Origin of the sequence: Halotia branconii CENA392, assembly GCF_029953635.1 — a bacterium.
Classification (GTDB): domain Bacteria; phylum Cyanobacteriota; class Cyanobacteriia; order Cyanobacteriales; family Nostocaceae; genus Halotia; species Halotia branconii.
In genome coordinates, this window is record NZ_CP124543.1 from 1,541,608 (window position 1) to 1,567,431 (window position 25,824).

21 protein-coding genes, 1 tRNA gene and 1 pseudogene are annotated in these 25,824 nt (G+C 41.4%); 10 read left to right on the forward strand and 13 right to left on the reverse strand.

Annotated features, from left to right (window positions below):
• Positions 1 to 279: 279 nt before the first annotated feature.
• From QI031_RS06845 to QI031_RS06865, 5 genes and pseudogenes are all read left to right on the forward strand, one after another.
• Positions 280 to 1,371 (forward strand): protein kinase domain-containing protein, encoded by a 1,092-nt coding sequence (locus tag QI031_RS06845; RefSeq protein WP_281484441.1) that lies wholly within the window; start codon positions 280 to 282, stop codon positions 1,369 to 1,371.
• Positions 1,372 to 1,709: 338 nt separating this feature from the next.
• Positions 1,710 to 3,752 (forward strand): protein kinase domain-containing protein, encoded by a 2,043-nt coding sequence (locus QI031_RS06850; protein ID WP_281484442.1) that lies wholly within the window; start codon positions 1,710 to 1,712, stop codon positions 3,750 to 3,752.
• Between the two features lie 31 nt (positions 3,753 to 3,783).
• Positions 3,784 to 4,365 (forward strand): NADPH-dependent FMN reductase, encoded by a 582-nt coding sequence (locus QI031_RS06855; RefSeq protein WP_281484443.1) that lies wholly within the window; start codon positions 3,784 to 3,786, stop codon positions 4,363 to 4,365.
• A 329-nt stretch (positions 4,366 to 4,694) separates the two neighbouring features.
• Positions 4,695 to 5,234 (forward strand): annotated as a pseudogene (locus QI031_RS06860) (Rpn family recombination-promoting nuclease/putative transposase); the annotation flags it as partial.
• A gap of 190 nt (positions 5,235 to 5,424) precedes the next feature.
• Positions 5,425 to 5,616, forward strand: a complete 192-nt coding sequence (locus QI031_RS06865) for a hypothetical protein (RefSeq protein WP_281484444.1) — start codon at positions 5,425 to 5,427, stop codon at positions 5,614 to 5,616.
• Between the two features lie 42 nt (positions 5,617 to 5,658).
• Here QI031_RS06865 and QI031_RS06870 read toward each other — a convergent pair whose 3' ends face one another.
• Positions 5,659 to 8,553, reverse strand: coding sequence for a glycerol-3-phosphate acyltransferase (locus QI031_RS06870; protein ID WP_281484445.1), 2,895 nt, complete (start codon positions 8,551 to 8,553; stop codon positions 5,659 to 5,661).
• A 695-nt stretch (positions 8,554 to 9,248) separates the two neighbouring features.
• Here QI031_RS06870 and QI031_RS06875 point away from each other — a divergent pair.
• On the forward strand, positions 9,249 to 10,214 hold the full coding sequence (locus QI031_RS06875; RefSeq protein WP_281484446.1) for an SGNH/GDSL hydrolase family protein: 966 nt from the start codon (positions 9,249 to 9,251) through the stop codon (positions 10,212 to 10,214).
• A 60-nt stretch (positions 10,215 to 10,274) separates the two neighbouring features.
• Here the strand turns inward: QI031_RS06875 and QI031_RS06880 are convergent, their stop codons facing one another.
• From QI031_RS06880 to treZ, 9 genes are all read right to left on the reverse strand, one after another.
• Complete coding sequence (locus QI031_RS06880; protein ID WP_281484447.1) at positions 10,275 to 10,505, reverse strand: hypothetical protein; 231 nt, start codon at positions 10,503 to 10,505, stop codon at positions 10,275 to 10,277.
• Between the two features lie 113 nt (positions 10,506 to 10,618).
• Positions 10,619 to 11,239 carry a hypothetical protein gene (locus QI031_RS06885; RefSeq protein WP_281484448.1) on the reverse strand — a complete coding sequence of 207 codons (621 nt, stop codon included), beginning with the start codon at positions 11,237 to 11,239 and terminating at the stop codon, positions 10,619 to 10,621.
• Between the two features lie 112 nt (positions 11,240 to 11,351).
• Complete coding sequence (locus QI031_RS06890; RefSeq protein WP_281484449.1) at positions 11,352 to 11,714, reverse strand: pepsin/retropepsin-like aspartic protease family protein; 363 nt, start codon at positions 11,712 to 11,714, stop codon at positions 11,352 to 11,354.
• Complete coding sequence (locus QI031_RS06895) at positions 11,711 to 12,028, reverse strand: hypothetical protein (protein WP_281484450.1); 318 nt, start codon at positions 12,026 to 12,028, stop codon at positions 11,711 to 11,713. Before QI031_RS06895 ends, QI031_RS06890 begins: the two co-directional genes overlap by 4 nt.
• Positions 12,029 to 12,334: 306 nt before the next feature.
• Positions 12,335 to 12,685, reverse strand: a complete 351-nt coding sequence (locus QI031_RS06900) for a hypothetical protein (protein WP_281484451.1) — start codon at positions 12,683 to 12,685, stop codon at positions 12,335 to 12,337.
• Between the two features lie 150 nt (positions 12,686 to 12,835).
• Positions 12,836 to 14,380: a trehalase family glycosidase gene (locus tag QI031_RS06905; protein ID WP_281484452.1), complete on the reverse strand. Its 1,545-nt coding sequence runs from the start codon at positions 14,378 to 14,380 to the stop codon at positions 12,836 to 12,838.
• A gap of 246 nt (positions 14,381 to 14,626) precedes the next feature.
• Positions 14,627 to 17,449, reverse strand: coding sequence for a malto-oligosyltrehalose synthase (treY, locus tag QI031_RS06910; RefSeq protein ID WP_281484453.1), 2,823 nt, complete (start codon positions 17,447 to 17,449; stop codon positions 14,627 to 14,629).
• 45 nt (positions 17,450 to 17,494) lie between these two features.
• Positions 17,495 to 17,758: a hypothetical protein gene (locus tag QI031_RS06915; protein ID WP_281484454.1), complete on the reverse strand. Its 264-nt coding sequence runs from the start codon at positions 17,756 to 17,758 to the stop codon at positions 17,495 to 17,497.
• A 67-nt stretch (positions 17,759 to 17,825) separates the two neighbouring features.
• The gene (gene treZ, locus QI031_RS06920) at positions 17,826 to 19,670 is read right to left on the reverse strand and encodes a malto-oligosyltrehalose trehalohydrolase (RefSeq protein ID WP_281484455.1); all 1,845 of its coding nucleotides are present in this window, start codon (positions 19,668 to 19,670) and stop codon (positions 17,826 to 17,828) included.
• Between the two features lie 547 nt (positions 19,671 to 20,217).
• Between treZ and QI031_RS06925 the strand changes: the two genes are divergently transcribed.
• Positions 20,218 to 20,895, forward strand: a complete 678-nt coding sequence (locus QI031_RS06925) for a class I SAM-dependent methyltransferase (RefSeq protein WP_281484456.1) — start codon at positions 20,218 to 20,220, stop codon at positions 20,893 to 20,895.
• Here QI031_RS06925 and trhO read toward each other — a convergent pair.
• A complete protein-coding gene (gene trhO, locus QI031_RS06930) occupies positions 20,825 to 21,778 on the reverse strand; it encodes an oxygen-dependent tRNA uridine(34) hydroxylase TrhO (RefSeq protein ID WP_281485949.1) in 954 nt (317 codons plus the stop codon). The genes QI031_RS06925 and trhO overlap by 71 nt on opposite strands.
• 67 nt (positions 21,779 to 21,845) lie before the next feature.
• Here trhO and QI031_RS06935 point away from each other — a divergent pair.
• Positions 21,846 to 21,918 (forward strand) — tRNA-Ala (locus QI031_RS06935).
• On the opposite strand, the gene QI031_RS06940 is transcribed toward QI031_RS06935, so the two are convergent.
• Entirely contained in the window at positions 21,909 to 22,556 is a 648-nt protein-coding gene (locus tag QI031_RS06940) for a DUF938 domain-containing protein (RefSeq protein ID WP_281484457.1), read from the reverse strand. The genes QI031_RS06935 and QI031_RS06940 overlap by 10 nt on opposite strands.
• A gap of 176 nt (positions 22,557 to 22,732) precedes the next feature.
• Here QI031_RS06940 and QI031_RS06945 point away from each other — a divergent pair, with 176 nt between their 5' ends.
• Positions 22,733 to 24,139: a lysophospholipid acyltransferase family protein gene (locus QI031_RS06945; protein WP_281484458.1), complete on the forward strand. Its 1,407-nt coding sequence runs from the start codon at positions 22,733 to 22,735 to the stop codon at positions 24,137 to 24,139.
• A complete protein-coding gene (locus tag QI031_RS06950; RefSeq protein ID WP_281484459.1) occupies positions 24,136 to 25,092 on the forward strand; it encodes an Rpn family recombination-promoting nuclease/putative transposase in 957 nt (318 codons plus the stop codon). The genes QI031_RS06945 and QI031_RS06950 overlap by 4 nt, the downstream gene beginning before the upstream one ends.
• Positions 25,093 to 25,179: 87 nt before the next feature.
• Here the strand turns inward: QI031_RS06950 and leuD are convergent, their stop codons facing one another.
• Positions 25,180 to 25,788, reverse strand: coding sequence for a 3-isopropylmalate dehydratase small subunit (leuD, locus tag QI031_RS06955; RefSeq protein WP_281484460.1), 609 nt, complete (start codon positions 25,786 to 25,788; stop codon positions 25,180 to 25,182).
• Positions 25,789 to 25,824 lie beyond the last annotated feature (36 nt).

Here is a 25,824-nt window from a genome sequence, read left to right on the forward strand (position 1 = left end):
TTAGGAGTATTGTGAAGCCAAAAATTATTGCAAAGACTTAGGACTTACGCAATAACTCTCTGAAACTCCTATTCCTCTGTGTCCTCAGCGTCCTCAGCGGTTAAATTTTCCGTTACCTGTGCTTAAGTCCTAAGACTGTCTTATTTTATATCTCAGCGTTTTAATACATGACGCAAATGCAGTACTTGTGACGATTTTGCAAAGATACCGTAATAATACTAGCGCAAAATAAAGTTTATAGTTAAATTAAAGACACTATAAAGTAGATTGCTTTGGCTGATGAATCGTTTTACTGCGAAAACTCCCAATGTTCATGATTACAGCTTACAGCAGAATCAGCTTGGTCAAATGTGTGGCTCCAAGCAGCTGTTTCGCGATCGCTATAAAATATTGCGAATTATAGGTAGAGGTGGATTTGGCATCACATTTCTCGCTCAAGATGCTGTACTGCCTGGGAATCCCCTGTGTGTAATTAAACAACTGTATCCAAAAGTGACTAGTGCTAAAAGTTGGCAAAATGCCTGTCAACGTTTTGAAAAAGAAGCAAAAACTTTAGGTCAACTCGGTAGTCATTCACAAATTCCCTTACTCTTAGACTATTTTCAAGGCAATGGAGAGTTTTATTTAGTTCAAGAATATATACATGGTCATACTTTAGCCACCGAAGTCAAGCAAAATGGCGTTAAGAGTGAAGCCGCAGTCAAACAGTTTTTACGGGAATTACTGCCAGTTGTGCGATATCTTCATCAAAACCATGTAATTCATCGAGATATTAAGCCCCAGAATTTGCTGCGGTGTCAAGATGATCGGCGGTTAGTAGTGATAGATTTTGGTGCGGTGAAAGAAAAGCTGGCTGATGCTGGCGAAAATTCCATGAGTAAAACCGCAACTACTAATTTTGTCGGAACAATGGGATTTGCACCCCCAGAACAGTTTGCCCTGCGTCCAGTTTATGCCAGTGATATTTATGCAGTCGGTGTAACTTGTCTTTATTTACTGACTGGTAAATGGCCTTTAGAATTTGCACATGATAAGTATACTGGGGAGATCTGTTGGCATCAAGAGGTAAATATCAGCGATAGTTTTACCCGGATTTTGGAACAAATGGTCAGAATTTCTTTAAAGGAGCGTTTTCAGACAGTTGATGATGTGATTTTTGCTTTGGGTACTGAAAGTTATGCACCAATGTTAACTAACTGTTTGACTACCCAACCACTAAGCAGTAAATCTCAACCCACAGAAAAAACTTCTCCGATATATATACCACCTGTAGCGCGAACTGCGATCGCTATCCGTGAATGGAAAGCTAAAATCAAAAACAAAAAGTCGTCTTATATGTTCAATAATTACTTATCTTCAGTATCAAATTAATAAGTGAAGATAAATAAATTTAGTTATTGTTTTAACTATTAGCTATCATTCAAAACTGGCATTCAGTAAAATTTAATTCATTCAAAATCAAGCATTATTACCAGAGTTTCCAGTTTTAGAAAATTTTTATCTCAGAATATTCTATAATCGATAAAATATTAGTTATCAGGCTCTTAAAGTTTTCTGGCATAGAAGAAAACTGACTAGCATTTACCAACATTGACTATACAAGTAACTCCCCAATCCCAACAGTTATCAGTTACTGTTCACTGATTTAAATCAAAGGAAATTTCGGGGTAACATAACATATTTTATAGTGCAGTCGCGCCTGTCAGATTATGATCTGCTGCTTGAATCCCGATTGCCTAGATCCCCTAAATCCTAATGGCAAGAAGTTGTGCCAAAGTTGTAGCACACCCTTAGTGCCACTTTTAAGAAATCGCTTCCGTGTCATCCGGGTACTTTCTGATGAAGGGGGATTTGGCAGAACTTATCTATCAGAAGATACAGATAAACTGAATGAACGTTGTGTAATCAAACAATTAGCACCAAAATTTCAAGGTACTTGGTCGCAAAAGAAAGCAATGGATTTATTTGCTGAAGAAGCAAAGCGACTACAAGAACTTGGAGAACATCCTCAAATACCAACTTTGATAGCTTACTTTGAGCAAGAAAATTGCTTATATTTAGTGCAACAATTTGTGCACGGTCACAACTTGTTAAAAGAATTACAGCAGCGCAAAGCTTATAAACCTGGAGAAATTCAAGCAATTTTGCTGCATTTGTTACCTGTCCTCAAATTTATTCACGATCGCGGTGTCATTCACCGAGATATTAAACCAGAAAATATTATTCGCCGTCATGGTGATGGACGATTAAGCTTAATTGATTTTGGTTCTTCCAAACAATTAACAGTAAAAGCTAAAAGTAAAGTCGGGACATCAATTGGTTCACATGGTTATTCGCCCCTAGAACAAATTAGAGACGGTAAAGCTTACCCAGCTAGTGACTTATTTGGTTTGGGCGCTACCTGCTTTCATCTATTAACAGGAACTTCTCCTTTTGCGTTGTGGATGGAATTTGGGTATGGTTGGGTGAATGACTGGCGGCAATATTTACGAACTCCATTGAGTGCTGAATTAGATTTTATTCTCGACAAGCTGTTAAAAAAAGATCTTCCGCAGCGCTATCAATCAGCTGATGAAGTCATTCAAGATTTAACTCCTAAACAACCACTCGCACTGTCATCAGCAGGTCAAACTTCTAGAAAATTACCAGCAACTCAAGCACCATTTTTACCAGCCAGATATACTCTATTGAGAAGTTTAGTCTTGGTAGCTGCTTTTGTTTTATTATTCGGTTTTAAAGAGTCTTGGTATCAGCAATATCATCAAATTCAGACTACTGTACTCTCCAAGTTGATGCATTTTCGCCAAAATTCAGACAAGGGTAATGCAGGTTTGGGTCGGTTGCCAAACAATACTTTCAAGAAAATTTCTTTAGCTAGTACCATTAAAGGTGATGAAAAATCGGTTTTATCTGTTGCCATCAGTCCTGACGGTCAAATTATAGCCAGCAGTGGCGATCGCGATCGCATCATCAAACTGTGGAATCTCACAACTGGCAAACAAATCCGTATTTTAGCAGGGCATTCCCAAAGAGTGAATGTCGTCACTATCAGCCCAGATAATCAAACCTTAGTCAGTGGAAGTGATGATAAAACCATCACAGTATGGAATCTGACAACAGGAAAAGAAATACGTACATTAATCGGGCATTCCGACTCGGTTCAGGCATTAGCCATTAGCCCAGATGGCAAAACCCTAGTCAGTGGTAGTGATGACAACACAATTAAAGTGTGGAATCTAGCAACCGGAAGGCTAAGGCGTACTTTGACAGGACATAGATTCTGGGTGCGATCAGTAGCGATTAGTCCTGATGGTGAAACCCTAGCCAGCGGTAGCTTTGACAAAACAATTAAAATTTGGTATCTGAGTAAAGATTATCCCATCCGCACACTGACAGGAAATACAGAAACAATAACATCCGTGGCCATTAGTCCCGATGGGAAGATTCTAGCTAGTGGCAGCCGCGATCGCACCATCAAATTGTGGAATTTAGCCACAGGAGCGAAAATTCGTACACTTATAGGACACGCCGAAACAGTCACATCTATTGCTATTAGTCCAGATGGTAATACCCTCGCCAGTGCTAGCCGCGATCGCACCATCAAATTGTGGAATTTAGCCACAGGAGAAACAATTCGCACACTACTAGGACATGCTGATACTGTTACATCTATTACCTTTCGTCCTGATGGTAAAACTCTTGTTACAGGTAGTGAAGATAGTACAATCAAGATCTGGCACTTGTCTGATTAAAATAGCGCTTATCAGTTGTGTGCAGTGAATTATGAATTTTAAAACATTAGTCTTTTATGGTTCCTACAGGAGCGATCGCCAGGGTATTAAAGCTGCCAGATTTATAATTGATCAGCTCAAGCAAAGAAACCATGAGGTAATTTTTGTAGATGCGAAGGAGTATGACTTTAGCATCTTAGACCGGATGTATAAGGAGTATGATCAAGGTCAGGCTCCTGCAAAAATGGAAGAATTGGCAGACCATATCCGAACAGCAGATGGTTTTGTAGTTATTGCGGGAGAATATAACCACTCTATTCAGCCAGGGCTAAGTAATCTCATGGATCACTATCTAGAAGAATACTTTTTCCGTCCGGCTGGTATTGTTTCCTACTCAGCTGGTGGCTTTGGAGGAGTGCGGGCAGCTATACAGTTACGCGCTTTTTTGTCAGAAATGGGGATGTCCACTATTTCCAGCATTTTTTCCATTTCCAAAATAGGGAACTCTCTGGATGAAGCCGGTACTGCACAAGAAGCGACTTTGACAAAGAGAGTTAGTCAATTTTTGGATGAATTAGAGTGGTATGAAGAAGCATTGCAACGACAAAGAAAAGAAAAAGGAACCCCCTTCTAATCAAATGATGCTGATGATTGTAAGCCAAAGTAGGTAAGCTGCGTAACAACTTATCACTTAAAGAAGAAACCGCGGCAAAAAAAAGCGTACCTCCATTACCAAACACGTAAGCTGCGTAACAACTTAATCAGCAGAAGTAACCATTACAATCTTTACTGATCAAACCAGTACTGAATAATCAGCCTAGTAGTCTGACAAGTTAACTTTGCTGGGTTAATGTGAAAAAGTCCAGTTCTTTTCTCCCCCTGCTTCCCCTGCTTCCCCTGCTTCCCCTGCCTGCCTCCACCTGTCATTTTTGGGTTGACAGACCACTAGTTTCGGATATTTTAGTGAAACGAGACTCCATTTATTACCAAATATTTAAACGCTTTCCGGCGTTAATTTTTGAACTAGTTGATTACCGTCTTGAACAGGTGCAGAACTATCGATTTGAGTCAGTTGAGGTGAAAGAAACCTCCTTTCGCATTGATGGTGTCTTTTTACCTCCAGAAGGTGCAACACCCAGGATTATATTTTTTGCAGAAGTTCAATTCCAGAGCGATGAAGGTTTGTATCATCGGTTTTTTACCGAATCAATGATGTATTTGAACCGGAATCGGTCTGAATACGATGACTGGTACTGTGTGGTAATTTTTCCATCACGCTCTTTGGAACCAAGCGATACAAGAACTCATCGAATATTTTTAAACAGCGACCAAGTGCAGCGCATTTATTTGGATGAGTTAGGTACTTCTAATACTCTGCCAATAGGCATTAATTTAATGCAGTTGACAATCGCCTCAGAGAAGGTGATGGCAGAGCAAGCTCGTCTATTAATTGAACGGGTACAATTAGAGTTAACTGGCACACTGCCGAAAAACGAGATAATAAGTAGTTGGACAAAAATATTTACAGTCATTGCGAGCAAAGCGAAGCAATCCCAGCCCTTGCGATTGCTTCATTCCGCTTCGCTCCATTCGCAATGACATTGTGTAATTAATTCTGTCTGGTTACTTAGATATTATTACTACGATTGCTGTTTACAAGTTTTTTCAGTTAAGCCGTGAAGAGGTGGAAGCCATGTTGGGACTGAACATTGAAGAAACACGAATCTACCAAGACTTGGAACGTCAAACCAAATTAAAAGCAGCAGCACGCTTTTTGAGCATGGGCTACAGCATCTTTGAAGTGGCAAAGGCTGTTGATTTATCCGTTGAGGAAATCACAACAGAGGTGGTAAATTCTCAAACTCCCACAGAACAAGCAGAGTGAGTAGAAGAACGTAAACGCTATGTCAAAGTATGATAATTAATATCATTCTGGTCGCAAGTCGTTAGATAATTCCACAATACCCCTAGAACCATCAATCCGTACCCGTTGACCATCTTGGAGCAACCATGTTGCGCCTTTGACATCCATGACAGCGGGAATCCCGTACTCACGAGCGACGATCGCACCGTGAGAAAGCCGTCCACCAGCCTCAGCGATGATTCCTCCAGCCCTGACTAATAAAGGAGCCCAACCGGAATCTGTATAAGGTACTACTAAAATTGTCTCTCTATCAATTTCTGGCAAGTCTTGTAAATTCCGCACGACTTTGATCCGTCCTTCGGCTTGTCCGTGGCTAGCGGGAATACCTTGTAAAAATTGGTCAGCATAGAGTTCGGAGGGAGCTAGGGGATGAGGCGGTGTATTGCCGTAGACTAAAATAGGGATTTGAGAAATTTGACTATCTTGGACAAATTGCGATCGCCTTGATTGCACTAATTCTAATAAACCATCTTTTAACTCAGTATCAGACTCGGCAACTAAACGCCGCACTTCATCCAACTCCAGAAAAAAGATATCTCCAGTTTCTTTAAGTAAGCCAGACTGCAACCAAATTTTTTCTAAAGCCACAAATCGCCAACGCAACTCAGCTAATAACCGGGAATAAACTTCGGTAACTCGTCCTTTAATATCTACGCGTCTTTGCACTACTCCCCGCTGGCGTTTTCCTGATAAAGCCCGATTGATCGGGTCTATACCGCCTGTCTGGGGTTGGTTTCCCTGAATCAACTGCACAAACAACTGCTTAATTGGTTGGGGATCTTCCTTCCAGGTGGGAACGGCTATATTAGTGCCGACATCACTTAAATAACCGTAATCTTCTAAAAGTTCGTTAAATTCATAGAGAATCTTCTCACCCTCTGGACTTTGCGTCAATTGCTCAAACACTTGATCTGGTTCACACTCAGGTAATAATTGTTTAGCTTGGGCAGCTACAGCACTTAGCGATCGCAATGCTGCAACTTCTGGAGTAATGCTATTATCAATTTTCCCATCTTTGACGCGAAAAATCGCTTGTCTAAGGGCTGCACTTAATGGGGCTAAAATGCTGTAGTAAGTTCCACGATGCAGTAATTCTAGAGTAAAATCTACTCTTTCTAATATTTGGGGTGGTTCTAATTCATCTATCGATTCGTGAGCTAATTGCGACAAACCTGGAATAAATAGATTGCTGTAGTCTTGTTTAAAATCTTTTTCCAAATTCATTTCTTGGCGCAATAGGCGCATTAATCCTGGGAGATTCTGCCAAGTAGACTGCAACGGCGGTTTACTTAATTTCGCTCCTCTAGTTAAAAAATCCAGGCTTTCTGGTGGTAAGCCCATCCGCAGGAAAATTTCACCTAAAAGCGATGCACTAAAATAAGCCCTGGAATAATGTAATGTCGCCGTTTCGGTAAAATCTAACCCAAAAGCGCGATCGCCCAAAACAACGCTAAAAATATCTCCCCAAACTCCACAAGTTAAAGGACGATTAATCGACCAAGTTAAGGGATGAACTACGCCGGGAATCACTTCAGCGGCAATTTTCCGTGTCCAGATGGGTAGTAAGGTAGTAATTGGTCTAGATTGCAATACCCAAAGCGTTTGGCCGTCGTAACTCCATTCAATATCTTGAGGAATACCGTGATATCGTCTTTCTAAGCGGCGGGCTAAATGTGCCACTTGTTTGATGATTGCCTGTGGTATTTGCCCTGTACCTTCTAATTGTACTGATGAGATTTTCTCGGTTTCGACAACAAAAGCGCGATATTGTTCTGGAGTAACGTGTCCAGAGACAACTTGAGTGGGGCTACCTGGAAGGGCTTCAATGACAATCGCATCGCCTTGTTGAGTAATCGGATCACGAGTAAAAGCTACTCCCGAATAGACACTCTGGACTTGTTGCTGTACCAGCACAGCCATTGCTGTATCTTGTAAACTGCGATCGCGTCGATATTGTACCGCAGATGGATGATTGTAAGAGTCTCGAACTTGGGCGATCGCATCTTGTAATTGCTGTTTACTGGTAACGTGCAAAATTGTTTCATATTGTCCAGCGGCGGAAGCTTGTTCTGAGTCTTCCCCAATGGCGGAAGAACGTACCACCAAAGGAGATAAATCTGAAGGTTGGAGAATATCAATCAATTCTTGGGGATCATCAACTGGGGAAACTACCCAACCTTTGGGTACTGGGTAGCCCCATCGTTTAATTTGAGCTAGTGTCGCCGCCTTTTGTCCAACTAGGGCAGGATCTAACTCTTCATCTAAAGTTAAGATAGAGCGATCGCCACGTAAATACTCAAACGCCGCTTGGGAATCTGTGGCTGCGTCTTGTGCTGGTAAATTCAAATCATCACGGATTTGTCTATAAATCCACCCCATTAAGGCAGCTAAGGCAACAGTAGCCAGTATTTTGGGAAAATCGTCAGCGTGCAGGATAATCACAAACAAAGGAAATAGAAATAAGACTCCGTATTTTACCAGTCGTTTGGATTGCAGAACTGTGAAACTGATCAGCGCAAAAAAACTGACGAATCCTGCTACTAGTGGATCATGTACAACAAATCCCCAGACGACATTTGTTGTACCTGCTCCTTTAGCAATCCAGTATCTACCTAATACCAGGGCAATTAAGGCTACTATTTCCCAAGGCGAACCGCTAGGGAAAAAAGCACGGGAGATGAAAACTGCCGCGATTCCTTTTAAAGCCTCTGATAAAACTGCCAAAACACCTACCAGTGTGCCACCGTGGTAAAAAGCGGCGGAGACACTGATATTTCCCGTACCAATTCTTGCCAATTGCTTGCGCTTGAGGGCGTATGTAATCCAGGCAATTAGCGGCAAGCCACCCAAGAGAGGGCAGACAATTAAAATAACTAAAGCACCCCAGAGTTCAATCATTGTGGATTTTGGAACCACCGCATTGCTTTAATTGCCAAAGTTGTAGCAAGTGGCATGATTTTAGATTCATTTTCACACCTAAAATCTGCAATCTCAAATTTTAAAAGTTTTCTGATATTTTTCGATGGTTGTGAGGGCGCTTTTATTGAGTTGCTTGATGGACACTTAGCTGATGCGGAAACCGCTTTTGCCAGTGTCCCTCTAAAGCTACTAATGATTTTAGTTTAGCGCATAAGCGGCTTGCAACGCCCAAATAATCAGTGCAGCAATCGATCCCAAGAGTAACACGGTAGAGATAGTGACTACTTTTGGGGAATCTGCACCCTTAAATTTCATAATGCCTCGATTTAAGTCGGACATAGCTTTCTAATCCTCCTTTGTTACAGGGCTAATTTGCCCGCTTCGATTGTAGTCCTTCTATTTGGATATAGAGCCAAATTCCTGATTATATTTTGTTTAAACTTTGCAAAAATTACATGCTTAAATTTGCCTATTACTCCAGACATAGTATCTATATTTATATGAGTGTGCAACTAACCCTGAGTTCAATTCATTAGCCAGTGTGGGTGGATGAGTTACCGTAAATTCACTGAATTAAGAACATTTATTTGCTAGCTAGTTAGAGTTAGAGACTATAGTATAGTTCACAACTTTGTTTTTAGTTAAATTTTTCCAAAATTTAGGAGTATTAGCGGGTGAAAGTAGCACTGATCGCAATTTTGGCAGTGGTTATTGGCTTGTTACTGGCAATAGAGGTAGGGCTGCGATCGCTATTTGGCTTTGGTAATCCCTTGATTTATATTGGCGATCAACAAATTGGTTATTTATTAGCCCCTAATCAGCGCACCCGTCGTTTTGGTAATTGCATTGAGATTAACGAATATTCTATGCGCAGTGGGTCAATCTCTAAAACTCCTGCCCCTTCTACATTGCGAGTACTGCTTTTAGGAGACTCTATTGTTAATGGTGGTTGGTGGACGGATCAAATAAACACAATATCTAGCCTGATGATGCATAATTTAGCATCAACTAAAACTAGTAATTATCAGGAAACGGAAGTATTAAATGCTTCAGCTAATTCTTGGGGGCCAAGAAACGAATTAGGTTATTTACAAAGGTTTGGTAATTTTAACGCTCAGGTGGTGGTGTTATTAATTAATACCGATGATTTATTTGCGACTGCTCCCACAGCTTTGCCAGTAGGACGCGATCGCAACTATCCAGATAGTAAACCTTTCCTGGCATTAATAGAAGTTTGGCAGCGCTATATCAAGCAACAAAAGCCAATTCCCGAACTACAAGCCTTACAAAAAGAAGCAGGCGATCGCGTGGGAATTAATCTAGAAGCAATTAGTAAAATTCAAGTATTAACTCGTCAAAGCAATAGTAAATTTCTGCTGGCGATGACTCCCTTACTGCGAGAAATCGGTGAACCAGGCCCCCGCGATTATGAAATTATAGCCCGTCAACGCTTAAAGGATTTTACCAACGCTCAACAAATTACTTATATAGATTTTTTACCGATATTTAATGCTTACACTACACCACGTAGTTTATATCAAGACCACATACACCTAAATTTACAAGGCAATCAACTTGTAAGCGAAGTTATGGAGCGATCGCTTTTACAAATATTGAGTGAGTCTAGCTTATCCATTTAGACTTCCGCAATCCCCCACGCCGTAGTATTGGCATGGGATATGGGGAAGTAGGGCTTGAATTTAACCCGCACTTAAATTTGCAGAGATAATTTGTTGATCTCCAAGTTTTTCCTCTCTAGCGGGGTCAAAAGGTTCTGGAGTGTTAATATCAACGTTTTCATCATCATGAACAGAGTCGTTTAAATCATTGATATCTTCAGAAGTTGCTTGCTGCGAATTAGGATTAATTACGCTTGGATCAGAAGATTCATGAACTGATAAATTAATCGGTCTACGTGACTCCTGAGTCATAGTTACCTCTTTATTCGACTAAATATAATTTAATACTTGGTAGATAGTGATTTCCTCTGACAATTGATATATTCTTTGAGACTCAGACAGCAGAAAAAATTGTTGTTAATTGTTTAATTTTCCCGAATCCAAATTGCTAACCCTCCCCCACGACCACGAGCTGCAATAAAATTTTCATTCACTAGAAAGAAGGCAAAGAATGGTAGTTTAGCTATGGGTTGGTTGTAGAAATCCTCAGACTGAACTTTACCAGAGCGTATTTGTTTTTGATAAACTACACGACCAAACAGACTTATGAGCATTTGGGTAAAATCAAACGCTAATAAATTTTTCTTGCCTAAATATTGTGCTGACCCTGTGAGTTGCAACAATACTGAGCCTAATTGAATCTGATTTTCAATTTTACCTCTGCCTAAATCTTGTTCTAAAGCTGCACTCAAGGAAAGATAAATTGCGACAAATTTAGGCACATATAAACCTTTACCTAATATAATTCCCCCGCGCTCTCTAGCTTTTTTAGTACCAGTAGCAAAGCAAAGCCGCCATTTGCCTACAAGAGATTCAAAATTATAAATTAGCCGTTGCTGTTTAGCAGCTTTTTCTGCTTGTAGCAAGGCATTTACTAAGACTTCTGGTTTAGGGCGTGTGCTTACCTGTCCTCGAAATGCATTTGTAGCTTGGGATAGCACACTTATAAAATCAGGCGTAGTTGTAGATGTCAAATCAGCCTTCATGAGGACTTAACTATATTTTCTGCTTATCTGTATAGATTGTAGCGTTCATCGCTCTGGTACTGTGTAGTGATGTTTGAACAGTGCGTAGGCGTAGCCCGTCGTAGACATCGCTTTATCCCAAAGTTAGTAATCTTTCTGGAAAATCTACTACTAATCGCCGAGTTCTTAACCAAGGCAATCCTAATATAATTTCTGGGAATTCAGAACCAGCAACGGCCTCTACTGTAAATTCCTGTGTATCTAAGACTACTTTTCCAGAATAGCTATTAAAAGATGCTTCACCCATTCCCGTTACTATATTCCGCCCACTTAAAAGCGACCATTCAAGAGCCTCTAAATCTTGGTCATTAATTGCCAGCCACTCTGTCGAACCTGTATCCAGTAATGCTGTGACTGGTAACTTCTCACCATTGGCAGCAATCAACTCAATTTCAAAAAATAACTGACCAATTTCATCAAACTCACCTTGGATCATATCCGACCGCAGATCCCTGTTTCATTGAGCCGGAAAGTAAAAAATCTTGCCTGCGGGTGTTTTTCATGCGCTTTCTGTACTGCTACTAGGCTATCTGGATCAATGAAATATTCTCCACTCTCTGGCTCAATAACTATGAACCAGTTATAGTATTTATCTATTAATTCTGGGCGGAGTTTCTCAAAAATCGGGCGACAACGCTGGCGAAATGCTTCTAGTTCGGCTTGGCGTTTTGCTTGTTCTTCAGGAGAAATAGTTAGTTCGGGAAATAATCTGCCTCTACGAGGTTGGCGATGAGAATTCAGTTTAGTCATCACTATGTATTTTCTAATAATATCTATCAAATATATCATAAAATTGGCATTCATTTATTAGTAATCGCTATTATAATAAACCAAATAAAATTATATTTTTTTAATTAATATTTTTATTATTTATATTGTAAACGTATCTAAAAATGTATTAATTATAAAATTAGCTTTATATGAGTACAAGCTCCCACTAATAATTGTCTTTAATTTTTAATTGATTTGACTTGGGCTAGTGCTTATTAAATGCCTAGGGGTACAACCATCGTTGTACCCCTACAAAAACTAGTATCTTTGACAGGTCGTTAAAGCTTAGTAAACCAATGGTGCTACACCGCGCATTTGGCGTAAAGAATTTATACAAGCGGGACAGTCGCAGTTAAATAATGTAACCGCCATATCGCTTTCTTCAACATTGAACGCTAGCATGGGAACTTCATCATTAGAAAATTCTACTTCAGTCTGAGAGTTAGGAATTTGAGCCAACACGGAAGCTCTAGCACATACTAAATTCGCTTTATGGTAGTTTTTAATGCAAGAGAATTTGTCTATGGTTTTTGCTTCTGGTTCTACGGCTTGTGCTTGATTTACTATTGCTCCCATAGAAAGAATAGAGCTAATTAATACAGGGGTAGAAAGCAAACTAAGTATAATTTTGTTCATTTTTATTCCTTGTAAAATCATCCCGAATGCTCAGATTATCCGATTAAGTCTTACAATTCAAGTGAATGTCCATCAGGAATATACTGATGCGCATTGGATTTGTATTGTTGACTTACTAAGTGAAAGGGTATTACACAAAATCAAGAACTGCTACATTTTTTGAGGATGTGTTAATGATGCTAAGAGTTCCAAAACGACTCCATTAGTCCAGCCAAAGCCGACTTCGTTGGAACTGTAACCAAAACAGATTTCGTCAGAAACGTTAGCAGAACAGCGTTCCACATCATATTTCTCGACTAGATTGCCGTGACGCTCAAATTCTTTAAAGACCATAGCGAGGAATTTTTGGGCAATCCGATCGCCTTCGGTATGATATCCATAGCGGTGCAATCCTTGGACGGCAATTAATGTTAAAGGAGCCCAACCAAAAGGAGCGTCCCACTGGTTACCAGTAACATGAGTACTTGTGAAGATTCCCCCTGGTGCTTCAAACAAAGAAAGATTTTCTACAACTCGTTGAGCTTGACTTTCTGAGGCCAGTCCCATCCACAAAGGATAAAACGTGGTGGCAAATTCGTAAGGGCGGCGATCGCCACTTTGCAGGTGATAGTCTAAATAAAGTCCCTTTTGTTCATCCCAAAGGCATCGATCAATCTGATCGCGGCGGTTATCTGCACGATCGCGCCATTGTTTAGCTAATTGTTCATTCCCCAAAATATCGTTAATTTGCGCCAAGTCTTGCTCTGTTTGATAAAGCAAGCTATTAAGACACACAGGCGCATAATGGAGAATATCAATACTAAAAGGCCCAAAGCGATTGGTAATATCAAAACCAGACTCGCGCATGGTGCGATCACCTTTGTAAAACAGACTAGTCAGTTCGTCTTTGTCGCGTTTGTAGTAAAGATTGACATTATAATCTTCAATATCAAAGGTTTTATAATATTCCTTGACGCGATCATAATGGCTGCGTCCTTCCTCATCTCGCTCAGAAAACAAGACTTCTGGTGCAGGGCCTTCGCCAAAAGCATAGTATCGAGATAAACCTGTGGCAGGATTCAAGTGGGGCGGTACTACCCAGTAATAATAAAATTGTTCTAGCAGTGGGACAGCTGAACATAGCCATGCTTGATCCTTGGTGTGCTGAAATAACGCCAGCACCATCATACTCAACACGGGCGGCTGCGATCGCGATAACATGTAAGTCCGGTTGGAATTGAGGATCGTGCCGTAATTTTGCATTTGGTATAGTAGCTGATCAACTTGGCTTTGGGCTAAATCCCATTCTTGATCTCGCAATAGCCCCAACAAAATAAAATAACTATCCCAACCATACATTTCATTAAAGCGACCTCCAGGCACAACATAAGGCCCTGGTAAGTACAATAATCCATGCTCACCCTCCCCAATTGCCTCGACTTCAGTTGGGAGAGTGCGAATTTCCAGTTGTTGCATCTCGTCTGGAGATAGCGATCGCTCTAAGATAGATTGAACGTTGGGACAGTTTTCTCGTGGTGAAATGTAAACTATCCAGGGGTTTCCGGGTTTGTGTTCTAGTTTGGCATCTTTAGCAGATTGCAATAGATGCTCGTGCGATCGCGTTAACGTTTTCCACGTTTTTTTGATGTGGGCTTGGACAGCATTAATTTGGGCAGTGGTAAATGGCAATGTTGTTTGGGTAGATTGAATGGTCATATTAATATGCATGGGGCATGGAGAAGAGGACAAGGGGCAGGGGGCAGGGGGCAGAGGGGAAAAAAGAGGACAAGGGGCAGGGGGCAGGGCGCAAGGGGATGAAGAAAAATTACCTCTTTCTCCCGAAGTTGCTCCACTTGGGGAGACCCCAAGACCGCACTTCTCTCCTTGTCTCCCTGCTCCCTGCTCCCTGCTTCTTCAGTTCCTCTGCGCCTCTGCGTCTCTGCGTGAGATAGATTTATCTTTTCACTCAGCACTACTAATTAATAGCGCAACTGGAAAATGAGCGAGGGCTGTACTGATAGATAGGGTATTTGTAGCTTGTAAGGTTTGATGAGTTAAGACGTTTTTCCAAGTGGGGGAAGTTCCTGAGGGTAATTGCAAGTGGGTATCTTGCCATACCGACTCACCTAGGGGATAGTTTTGGGGCTTGATCAGGCGCGTCAAAAAGCGAGGGGCGATCGCAATCGCTGTTTGATTTGCTTGTCGCCGGGCAAAGGCGATGATGTGATTGGCATGGGTTCCTTCAATTTTTAACGGTAGATAATCCCCATTTTGGAATAATTCCAGATATTCTGTTCTGGCTTTGAGGACTTGGGCAGTTAAAAATAGTTTGACTCTGCCATCTGTTTTATTTGTCAGTAATTCCTCAATTAATGCCAAAATATCGGTTTTGATTTGCTCTCGAATGTCGCTCAAATAGCCACGCCGCTGCTCAAAATCTACAGGGCGGCGGTTGTCTGGATCAACTAAACTCAATTCCCAAAGTTCTGTTCCTTGGTAAAAGTCTGGCACACCGGGCGCTGTCGCTTTTAATAAAGTTTGGGAAAGAGAGTTAAAAATCCCGTAGTCGGCAATTCGCTGTTGAAAGGGGCGAAAAGCTGCCAAAAATTGCTCTGATACAGCTGGATCTAAGACTTTCTCAATAAAAGCAGTACATGCCTCTTCATACTCATTATCAGGCCGCAACCATGCTGTATGTACTTTCGCTTCTCGTATTGCCTTAATTATGTAGTCTTTAACCCGTTGCACAAAAGATGAATGTTCTTCTTTGCCAAAAGGAAAAGCCCCAACTAGGGTTTGATAGAGAAAATATTCATCATTGCGATCGGGCATGGCAAATTTGTGGCTGATGCCGAAGGGATTAGCAGAGCGATCGCGGCGATGCTGTTGATTTAAATGGCTCCAAATATTTACTTGCTGTTCCCATTCTTCCGCCATTTCTGACAGTACATTTAATCTCGCCCGCATATCTTCGCCACGCTTAGTATCATGGGTGGCTGTAGCATTCATTGTGTGCGGCCAATGTTCTTGATGCTTATGATTAAATTGATGGAACTGATCTACAGAAATCCCAAAATGACTAGGATTTCCTCCCACTTCATTCAGCGACAATAAACGGTTATAAACATACAGCGTGGTGTCTTCTACACCTTTAGCCATGAGGGGACCGCTATATTGTTGCATCCGTTTCACAAAATATATCCACTGTTCGCGTTCTGTCTGAGTCAAAGATTCATCAAACTCCAGCAGCATTAACTTTTCAATAAAGGTTAACTCATGCTGCAACAGCGGTGTTTGTTCTCTGGCTTGGCGCATTACTTCTTGAATGCAGGCGCGATCGCTTTCTTGAATACCATCGGCAGTGATGTAGGTGCGATAAACAGGAAACAAAATCAAAACTTCTACGATCGCCCGTTTTAGTCCATTCAGGGTAAAGTCATTGCCATAACGATATTTGCTGGAAATATTCTTTAACAAAATCGCTAAATTATCAATGTCACCTGCGAGATTTCTTTCTAATATTAGGTGCTTTTTCTCTTTTACCAGCGAGGGATAGTCTACTCTTGCACCAATAAATCCTTGATAAATATTATTAAACCATGACTCAGTTTCAACTTGACAAAATACACCATTGACATAATTCAAAAAATCATATCCAGATGTACCTTGAATTGGCCAGTTTTCTGGTAAATCTTCGGTCAATTCTAAGATTTTTTCCACGGTGATATAAACGTCACCCATCTTTTCTCGCAGTCTTTCTAAATACTCAATGGGATTATAAAGCCCATCAATATGGTCAATGCGTAAACCTGTGAATTTACCTGAATCAACTAGCTTGTGAATTAAAGAATGAGTGTTATTAAAGACGCGCAGATCTTCTACCTTAACGGAAATAAGTTCGTTAACAGTAAAAAAGCGGCGATAGTTCATTTCTTCAGCCCCAACCTTCCAGAAAGCGAGACGATAAAACTGTTCTCTTAATAACTCATCTAAAAGGTTAAAGCTATCGGGATCACCCACCTTTCCATTGAAGATTTTCAGATTATCCTCAATAAAATCATGGATTGCATCATTTGTAGTGTAAAGTTCCCAAATTAATCCTTTGATAAATGCAATTTGGTCTTGTCGTTGTTTACCAACAACTTCTGAAGGAACATTTTTCAGAACGTAGAGAATCCCTAACAATTTAATGAAATCAGGATGATTGCGTCCTAAGGTACGGGTGATTTTGCCTAAATTGTAGGTAAGAAATTTCGTGTATGATTCTAAGCGCAGTGGTAATTTTAAACTGTAATAATTTATAGATATGCCATTTTGTTCATATTGCAGTTGAATATCTCCTTTTTCTAAGGATGCACCGTAGAAATCTCCTAATAAAGGAGCCAAAATTCGCTCTTGGCGATCGCTAAACGGAGCATTCCACCCTAGATCAAAATAATCGGTATAACTAGAATCTGGGCCGTGTTCCAATACATCCATTAAGTAGTGATTTTCACTACTATATGCCATGTGATTGGGTACAATGTCTTGCAACCAGCCCATACCCAAAGATTGGAGTTCACTGACTAATGCTTCAAATGCCTCAGTACTTCCCAATTGAGGATTAAGTTGAGCCGCATCTACTACATCATAGCCATGCGTACTCCCAGAACGAGCTCGAAAAATAGGGGAAGCATACAAATCAGAAATCCCCAAATCTGCTAGATAAGATGCGATCGCTTGGGCATTTTCAAAGCCAAACTCAGGTGTAAATTGAATCCGATAAGTAGCGTTGGGAACTCGCATGTGTTTTTTTAATGAAATTAGAAGTCAGGAATTGAAAGTTTGAAGTTATAAGCTTGAACTTTGAACCTCTGAAGTCGAAACTTGAACCTCTGAAGTCGAAACTTGAGCTTCTGAAGTCGGAACTTGAACCTCTGAAGTCGGAATTTGAGCTTCTGAAGTCGGAATTTGAGCTTCTGAAGTCGGAATTTGAACCTCCGAAGTCGAAACTTGAGCTTCTGAAGTCGGAACTTGAGCTTCTGAAGTCGGAACTTGAACCTCTGAAGTCGAAACTTGAGTTTTTAACTCTCCCATGAAGTAATTGAGCATCATTAATTCAAATATATTTTTCCATGCCCCATGCCCAATGCCCTATGCCCAATGCCCCATGCCCCATACACTATACTCCTTCATACAACACTAAACTTGTAGGTTGCAGTTGTAATTCTTCTCCCGCAGACAAATATTGTGGTGCTTGAGAACCAGACCCCTGCCATGACAGATCCGCAGAATCCAATAATTTTTCAGCATCATGCAGCACTGGCAAAGTCGTTGTTACGCTTGAGGAACTGAAATTCATCGCAAAGACTAACTCAGTTGATTCGCACCAACGACGCACAATTACTAACTGCTTGTCTTCATCGCTAGTGGCGTGGATGCTGTTACGGTCTTGGTTGAGTAGTACGGGATGGGATTTGCGTAAATTAATTAAATGACGATGCCAATCTAGTAATACTTTGTGCTGACCTTCGTTGCGTAATTCCCAGTTTAGTTGACAACGCAAAAAGGTTTCTGCGGATTCGGGATCTGGTGGATCTTCGTCGTAGTGAAAAGCGGCAAATTCTTGTTTACGTCCGGCGCGAACGGCTTGAATTAAATCAGGATCGGAGTGACTAACAAAGTACATAAAAGGTGCAGTTTCGCCGTATTCTTCCCCCATAAACAATAGCGGTAAGTAAGGTGACAGCAATAAAGCCCCAGCTGCTAACTTCAACCCTTCAAATGATAGACGTTGCCAGAGGCGATCGCCTTTCATTTGATTGCCGATTTGATCGTGATTTTGGATACATACCACAAACTGTGACAAGGGGCGATCGCGGCAATCAATTCCATGAAAGCGCATCCGGTGGGGGGCATATTTCCAATCGTAGACAAAGGTATCTTGATATGCTTTGGCTAAATCAGCACACTGCCCATAATCTTCATAATATCCCTGGCGATCGCCTGTTAAAAGTGCATGTAGTGCATGGTGAAAGTCATCACTCCACTGGGCATCAAGTCCATAGCCACCCAGTTCTGGCGGTCGAATAATTTGGGGATTATTCAAGTCACTTTCGGCAATGAGATGACGTTTCCATGTTTCTCCTTGGCAAAAGCTATGCACTGCTTCGGCTAGTTCCCACAAAAAATGCTTGGCTCCCAAGTCATAAATTGCTTGAATGGCATCAAGGCGTAATGCATCAATGTGAAATTCTCCCAACCAATACAATGCATTTTGGATGAAATAATTTCGCACACCCTGACTTAGGGCATCATCGAAATTCATTGCATTGCCCCAGGGCGTTTTATAGGTTTTGGTAAAGTAAGGAGCAAATTGACCCGTGTAATTACCTTCTGGGCCAAAGTGGTTGTACACCACATCCAGCACTACAGCAATCCCATGTTCGTGGCAAGCATTCACTAGTTGCTTAAGGTCGGCTGGACTGCCGTAAGAATTTTGCACCGCAAAGCAGTAAACACCGTCATAGCCCCAGTTGCGATAAGCTAGGCTAGCTTCAATGTGGGTATCTCCCGGAAACTGAGAGATGGGCATAATTTCAATGGCGTTAATTCCTAGTTCCCTCAAATCTGCTAGGCGGGGAATAATTGCGGTGAAATTTCCTTCTGGGGTAAATGTGCCAACATGAACTTCATAAAAAATCATCGATTCCAATGAAACACCAGTCCACCCTGCATCTGTCCACTCGAAATGATGATCGACAACTTGAGAAGCCCCATGAACTCCTTCTGGTTGATATTGCGAAGCAGGATCGGCAAAGGCGTTTTCATCATTTACGACATATTTGTAAAGCGTGCCTGGGTACACATCACTCACTTTTGCTTGCCAGTATCCCTCTGCTTGAGGTTTGAGGGGAATGACTTGCGGCTCTGGCGTTAAAATTTGCACAGCAACGCTATTTAAGGTTGGAGACCAAACTGTAAACTCGCACTCTCCATTACCTAAGTAGTGAGCGCCAATTTTCATGTAGTTTCCTCCAAATTAGATAATATATTTTGCGAGATCATGGCATAACCGTTAACAAGAGGCAGAGGAGGAGGGAGCAGAAGAAGCAGGGGAGCAGGGAGCAGGGAGACAAGGAGAGAAGTGCGGTCTTGGGGTCTCCCCCTTTGGGTACTCTTCGAGAACTCCTTCGGAGAACGGAAGTTTCAACTCGACGGGAAGCGGAGGCACTCCGTTGGACGGGTTTGCCGGCAGCCGCGGAAGTGCCGTCCAAGACTTGAACTTCCTCACCAAGTGGAGCAACTTCTCCCAAGGGGAGACGCTACGCGCTAAGCGTAGCTATGCCGCAGGCTTTACGGGAGAAAGAGGTAATTTTTCTTCATCCCCCGATCACTGAGCGTAGCCGAAGTAGCCGAAGTGTGCGCCCTGCCCCCTGCCCCTTGTCCTCTTCTCCATGCCCAATACCAGTGTTTACAAACATACCAGCTAGCATCATGGTCGTTCTACCAGACTATTCGCTAGCACCAGAAGACGTATCTTTATAAATATTCACACCGACCTACTTAATCTAATGGCAAATCACAAATCATTAATTGAGCCACAACTGTATAATTATTTACTATCTACTTCTTTGCGAGAAGCAGATATTTTAAGGCAATTGAGGCAAGAAACAGCTAACCATCCCATGAGTAATATGCAGATTGCTCCTGAACAGGGACAATTCATGGCATTGTTAGTGCAATTAATGGGAGCAAAAAAAACTTTAGAAGTAGGTGTATTTACAGGTTATAGTTCTTTAGTGGTAGCATTGGCATTACCGACTGACGGCAAAGTGGTAGCCTGTGATGTTAGTGAAGAGTTTACAGCGATCGCTCGTCGTTATTGGCAGCAAGCAGGGGTAGCAAATAAAATCGACTTGCACATTGCTCCAGCAATGGAAACATTAGATAATTTACTGGCAGCAGGAGCAGCGAACAGTTTTGATTTTGCCTTCATTGATGCCGACAAAAGTAACTATGATGGCTATTATGAGCGATCGCTGTTGCTAGTGCGTCCAGGAGGATTAATTGCGATCGATAATGTCTTATGGTCAGGTAGAGTTGCAGATCCCCAGGAACAAAACAATCGCACCAAAAACATTCGGGCTTTCAATGAAAAACTGCATCAAGACCAACGAATTAATCTGAGTTTAGTGCCGATTGCGGATGGTTTGACTCTGGCTTGGAAACGTCCTGAATCCGTTGATTAGCTAACTGCATTTGTCGCCATTTTTCCTGCTGACGCACTTTTTTATCTTCAGTGAGACTATCAAAGCAGTAAGTACAAGAAATACCTTCTTCATACTTAGGAGATATTTTATCTTCCTCAGAAATCGGACGGCCACAACAAAAGCACAACTCATGACTTCCTAGTGTCAATCCCTGACCGACGGCGACTCGTTCATCAAAAACAAAACATTCACCTTGCCATAAACTCTCTGCGGCTGGGACTGATTCCAAATACTTGAGAATGCCACCTTTGAGATGATACACTTCAGCAAAACCTTGAGCAAGCATCAAAGATGAAGCTTTTTCACAACGAATCCCACCAGTACAAAACAAAGCAACTTTTTTGTGTTGATTGGGGTCAAGGTGGTTACTGACATATTCTGGAAACTCCCGGAATGATTCAGTTTGCGGATTTTGCGCCCTTTTAAAAGTACCGATATTTACCTCATAATCGTTGCGGGTGTCAATCACGGTGACTTCTGGATCAGAAATTAAATCATTCCATTCTTGGGGATTGACATAAGTCCCAACTTGCTTATTAGGATCAACTTCAGGCAACCCTAAAGTGACAATTTCTGATTTTAAACGCACCTTCATCCGTTCAAATGGTGGCGTGTCAGTGTATGATTCTTTGTGTTCTAGGTCAGCTAAACGAGAATCAGAACGTAAAAAAGCAAGAACAGAATCAATTGCTTGCCGAGAACCCGCAATTGTACCATTAATACCTTCTGCTGCTAGCAAAATAGTTCCCTTGACACCCTGCTCTAGGCAGTAAGATAGCAGTTTGTCTTGTTTTTGGGTAAAATCTAGCAGCTTCACAAATTTATAAAAAGCTGCAACAACTTGAGTATTTTCTAGCATTATTCTTTTGGCGATCGCCCAATATTCAGTTACGATAACAATGGCGGCTGATAACTGATAACTGAATTTTGGGGGTTTAGCTCAGTTGGTAGAGCGCCTGCTTTGCAAGCAGGATGTCAGCGGTTCGAGTCCGCTAATCTCCACTACTAGAACGTTGAAATACTATTGAAAGATTATTGGCGGGCATTTGATAAGTTGCTTGCAAAACTAGGTTTTGGGCTTCAGCTGCGGCTACAACGTCTTCTAGGTTACGCACACCCCACTCTGGATTTTGCGCTTGTAAAGATTCGTCAAAAGCTGCGTTACTCGGTGCAGTATGTTCTTGATTTTTTTTGAACGGCCCATACAAATAAAGAATACCACTAGGAGGCAGAATCCGCCCAGCACCCGCCATCAATCCCAAACAAGCTGACCAAGGTGAAATGTGAATCATATTAATGTTGACTATGGCCACAATTGGCGAATCTGGTAAGTTTTCCCTTTTTTCTACTGGCCAAGCTGGCATACTAGCATCAAGTTCCAGCGGTGGATACAAATTATCACAGGGAAATTGTTCAGCCCAAGCTGCAATACTAGATCGTAATTGAGGATTTTGGTCAGAAGGTAGCCATTTACGAGGACTCAGACGTGGGGCAAAAAATACGGCATGTTCACCAGTCCCACTTGCTATTTCTAAAATAGTGCCACTTGCAGGCAGTACTTGTAAAAGCACCTCTATAATGGGTTGACGATTGCGCTGCGTTGCGGGTGCATATTGTCGTGCGTCTTGTGGTGTATTCATATAACAGGGAACGGGGAACAGGTGAGCCAGTGCGGTCTTAATCTTAATTAATTGATATCTACCAACAAGCCCTTAATTATCTACGCTAACTTTTAAAAGTGTCAGAATCAATGGGGCGATCGCATCGCAACTTTGGTAAATTTTATCCTTTGTAGCAAAATAATCTGGAGAGCAACTTGCCTAGATCGATTCAATCTACTCAACCACCACTAAAATTTATTACTCCCCGATTTAACCCGTTTGTACTCCAGATTATGCGGTGGTTACTGCCTTTTATCTTGAGATTCCGGACTAGACCTTGGCTACCTGCTGGTATTGTTCATATTGAAGGCAAGAATGCTGAGATATTAGCCAAACTTTATCAACAATTCCAGGCTGATGAAATTCGCTTTTTAATTGCGTTTCGTCATCCAGAGGTGGAAGATCCTCTTTGTATGCTGTATCTGCTCTCCCGGATTGTACCACGAGTAGCCCGTCAGCAAGGTATAGTGTTGCAACACCCAGTTCATAGCTATTTTGTTTATGACCGAGGTATGACTGTGTGGACTGGTAAATGGTTGGGTTGGTTGTTTTCTCGCATTGGTGGTGTACCGATTCATCGTGGTAGGCGATTAGACAGGCAAGCTATTCAAACAGCACGGGAGTTATTTGTTAACGGTAAATTACCGATCGCAGTTGCACCGGAAGGCGGTAACAATGGTCATAGTGGCATTGTTAGTCCTTTAGAACCCGGTGTCGCCCAAATGGGGTTTTGGTGTGTTGAAGACTTGCACAAAGCCAACCGTTCTGAGACTGTTTTCATTGTGCCAGTCGGCATCCAGTACAGCTACGCCCAACAACCTTGGTCGAAAATAGATTGGCTATTGAGTAAATTAGAAGCTGATAGCGGTTTGCCATTGCAAGAAATCGATGTGTCTGCAAGCCCCAATCAATCAGAAATTTACTATCAACGCATCTGTCGTCTTGGTGAATATTTAATTACTGAGATGGAAGAATTTTATCGTCGCTTTTATCATCAAGACATCCCCAAAACCATCGACTCTACTAACTTTAATCAAGCGTTAATTGATAGACTGCACCACTTAATGGATACGGCTTTAAAAGTTGCCGAACAATATTTTGGAATCCAACCACAGGGTAATTTTATAGATCGCTGTCGCCGTTTAGAAGAAGCAGGTTGGAATTATATTTATCGAGAAGATTTACCAGACATTGATGCTTTACCACCTTTCAAACGTGGACTAGCAGATTGGATTGCTGAAGAAGCAGACTTACGGATGCGACACATGCGTTTAGTAGAAAGTTTTGTTGCAGTTAATTCTACTTATATTCAAGAACAGCCTACTGCTGAAAGATTTGCCGAAACAACGCTGTTGATGTTCGATATGCTTTCTCGAATTAAGGATACAACATTTCCAGGGCGACCCCGTTTAGGTTGGAAAGAAGCGCAGATCACAGTAGGTGAGCCAATTTCAGTCACAGAACGCTGGAAAAATCTTTCAAGCGATCGCCATGCAGTTAGACAGGCGGTAAGTATTTTAACAAATGATTTGCAAGTTGCGTTAGAGAAATTGCTGGGATGATTGACCACGATCGTTTATTTAAAGAATTAATTTCAACGTTTTTTGTCGAATTTTTAGATTTATTTCTGCCACAAATTGCCAAAGATATCGATAAAGATGAAATTCAGTTTTTACCGCAGGAAGTGTTCAATGATGTTACTTCTGGAGAAAAGAAAGAAATTGATTTGTTGGCACAGGTACGTTATCAGCAGCAGGAAACTTATTTTTTAATTCACGTTGAGAATCAATCTTATAGTCAGTCAGAATTTGCCAAGCGGATGTTTAAATATTTTGCTCGACTGTATGAAAAATATGATTTACCAATTTATCCGGTGGTAATTTTCTCTTTTGATGAACCAAAACGTCTTGAACCGAGAAATCACCGTGTTACCTTTCCAGATTTAAACGTACTTGATTTTAATTTTGCTGCAATTCAATTAAATCAGCTAAGTTGGCGGAATTATTTAACGCAGTCAAATCCTGTAGCAGCAGCTTTGATGTCCAAGATGAATATTCCTAAAGAGGAACGTCCGCAGGTGAAAGCGGAATGTTTGCGGTTATTGACAACCTTAAAGCTAGACCCAGCAAGGATGCAATTAATTTCGGGATTTGTGGATGTATATTTAAATTTGAATATGACAGAAGAAGAAGTGTTTAAAGCCAATGTCGATAGAATGGGATTAACCAACGAGGAGGTCTATATGGAAATTGTCACAAGTTGGAAACGAGAAGGTCTTCGAGAAGGTCTTCGAGAAGGTCTTCGAGAAGGTCGTCAGGAAGGTCGTCAGGAAGGTCGTCAGGAAGAACGACGGGCTGGTATTACTAAATTTCTTCAGTTGCGGTTTGGGGAAATAGATGCTCAATTGGAGGCAATTATTCCCCAATTAATGGAGTTATCAACTGATGAATACATGAGTTTGATTTATCAAGCTAGCCGCGACGACTTATTGTCGCGGTTTCACGGCGAATCTTAAATAGTGGGATTTTTCAATGAAACGGTAGATAAAAAACTAGAGTAGCATGAAAAACATTATTTTGTGAAACACTCTGCATTCCCCACTCTAGTTTTTGCTTAACTTGCCCCAACTAACGTAAGGTAATTTTACAGCAGTTGCTCTAACTTGGTCAGCGTTAGCTACTAACTGACCGCAAGCATCCCAAGTTCCAGCAATGAAAGTACTTCTTGTCCCTTCACCGATCGCAACTGGGGCTGTATAATCATCAATTTGCACTTGCAAAGTTTCCAGATTCACTGTCACGGCTGCCTGGGGATTGCTAGCGACTAGTTTTTGGAGTTGTTTAACGGTAACAGCATCAGCTGTTAAACAAGGTATACCCATAGCCACGCAGTTACCAAAAAAGATTTCCGCAAAACTTTCACCGATTAAAGCTTGGATTCCCCATTTAGCGATCGCCTGTGGTGCGTGTTCCCGTGAGGAACCACAACCAAAGTTGCGATTGACAATTAAAATCTTCGCGCCTTGGTATTGGGGTTGGTCAAAAGGATGTTCACCTTTTAGGGCTGTGCGGTCATCAATGAACACACCTTCACCTAATCCATCAAAGGTGATAGCTTTCAGATAACGAGCAGGAATGATGCGATCGGTATCTATATCATTGCCTACCAAAGGTACACCACGCCCTGAAACTGCTTTAACTTCACTTACCATAAATTTTATTTATCACCTAAATGACTATTTGTTAGA

Bases quoted from the DNA above. Each gene is read 5' to 3' on its own strand.
- QI031_RS06865 (WP_281484444.1), top strand. From the start codon at position 5,425: ATGTTGGGACTGAACATTGAAGAAACACGAATCTACCAAGACTTGGAA.
- QI031_RS06915 (WP_281484454.1), bottom strand. From the start codon at position 17,758: ATGATGCTCAATTACTTCATGGGAGAGTTAAAAACTCAAGTTTCGACT.
- QI031_RS06925 (WP_281484456.1), top strand. From the start codon at position 20,218: ATGGCAAATCACAAATCATTAATTGAGCCACAACTGTATAATTATTTA.
- QI031_RS06895 (WP_281484450.1), bottom strand. From the start codon at position 12,028: ATGACTAAACTGAATTCTCATCGCCAACCTCGTAGAGGCAGATTATTT.
- QI031_RS06905 (WP_281484452.1), bottom strand. From the start codon at position 14,380: ATGACCATTCAATCTACCCAAACAACATTGCCATTTACCACTGCCCAA.
- QI031_RS06870 (WP_281484445.1), bottom strand. From the start codon at position 8,553: ATGATTGAACTCTGGGGTGCTTTAGTTATTTTAATTGTCTGCCCTCTC.
- QI031_RS06855 (WP_281484443.1), top strand. From the start codon at position 3,784: ATGAATTTTAAAACATTAGTCTTTTATGGTTCCTACAGGAGCGATCGC.
- QI031_RS06845 (WP_281484441.1), top strand. From the start codon at position 280: ATGAATCGTTTTACTGCGAAAACTCCCAATGTTCATGATTACAGCTTA.
- treZ (WP_281484455.1), bottom strand. From the start codon at position 19,670: ATGAAAATTGGCGCTCACTACTTAGGTAATGGAGAGTGCGAGTTTACA.
- QI031_RS06885 (WP_281484448.1), bottom strand. From the start codon at position 11,239: ATGAAGGCTGATTTGACATCTACAACTACGCCTGATTTTATAAGTGTG.
- treY (WP_281484453.1), bottom strand. From the start codon at position 17,449: ATGCGAGTTCCCAACGCTACTTATCGGATTCAATTTACACCTGAGTTT.
- QI031_RS06890 (WP_281484449.1), bottom strand. From the start codon at position 11,714: ATGATCCAAGGTGAGTTTGATGAAATTGGTCAGTTATTTTTTGAAATT.
- QI031_RS06950 (WP_281484459.1), top strand. From the start codon at position 24,136: ATGATTGACCACGATCGTTTATTTAAAGAATTAATTTCAACGTTTTTT.
- leuD (WP_281484460.1), bottom strand. From the start codon at position 25,788: ATGGTAAGTGAAGTTAAAGCAGTTTCAGGGCGTGGTGTACCTTTGGTA.
- QI031_RS06880 (WP_281484447.1), bottom strand. From the start codon at position 10,505: ATGACTCAGGAGTCACGTAGACCGATTAATTTATCAGTTCATGAATCT.
- QI031_RS06900 (WP_281484451.1), bottom strand. From the start codon at position 12,685: ATGAACAAAATTATACTTAGTTTGCTTTCTACCCCTGTATTAATTAGC.
- QI031_RS06850 (WP_281484442.1), top strand. From the start codon at position 1,710: ATGATCTGCTGCTTGAATCCCGATTGCCTAGATCCCCTAAATCCTAAT.
- QI031_RS06940 (WP_281484457.1), bottom strand. From the start codon at position 22,556: ATGAATACACCACAAGACGCACGACAATATGCACCCGCAACGCAGCGC.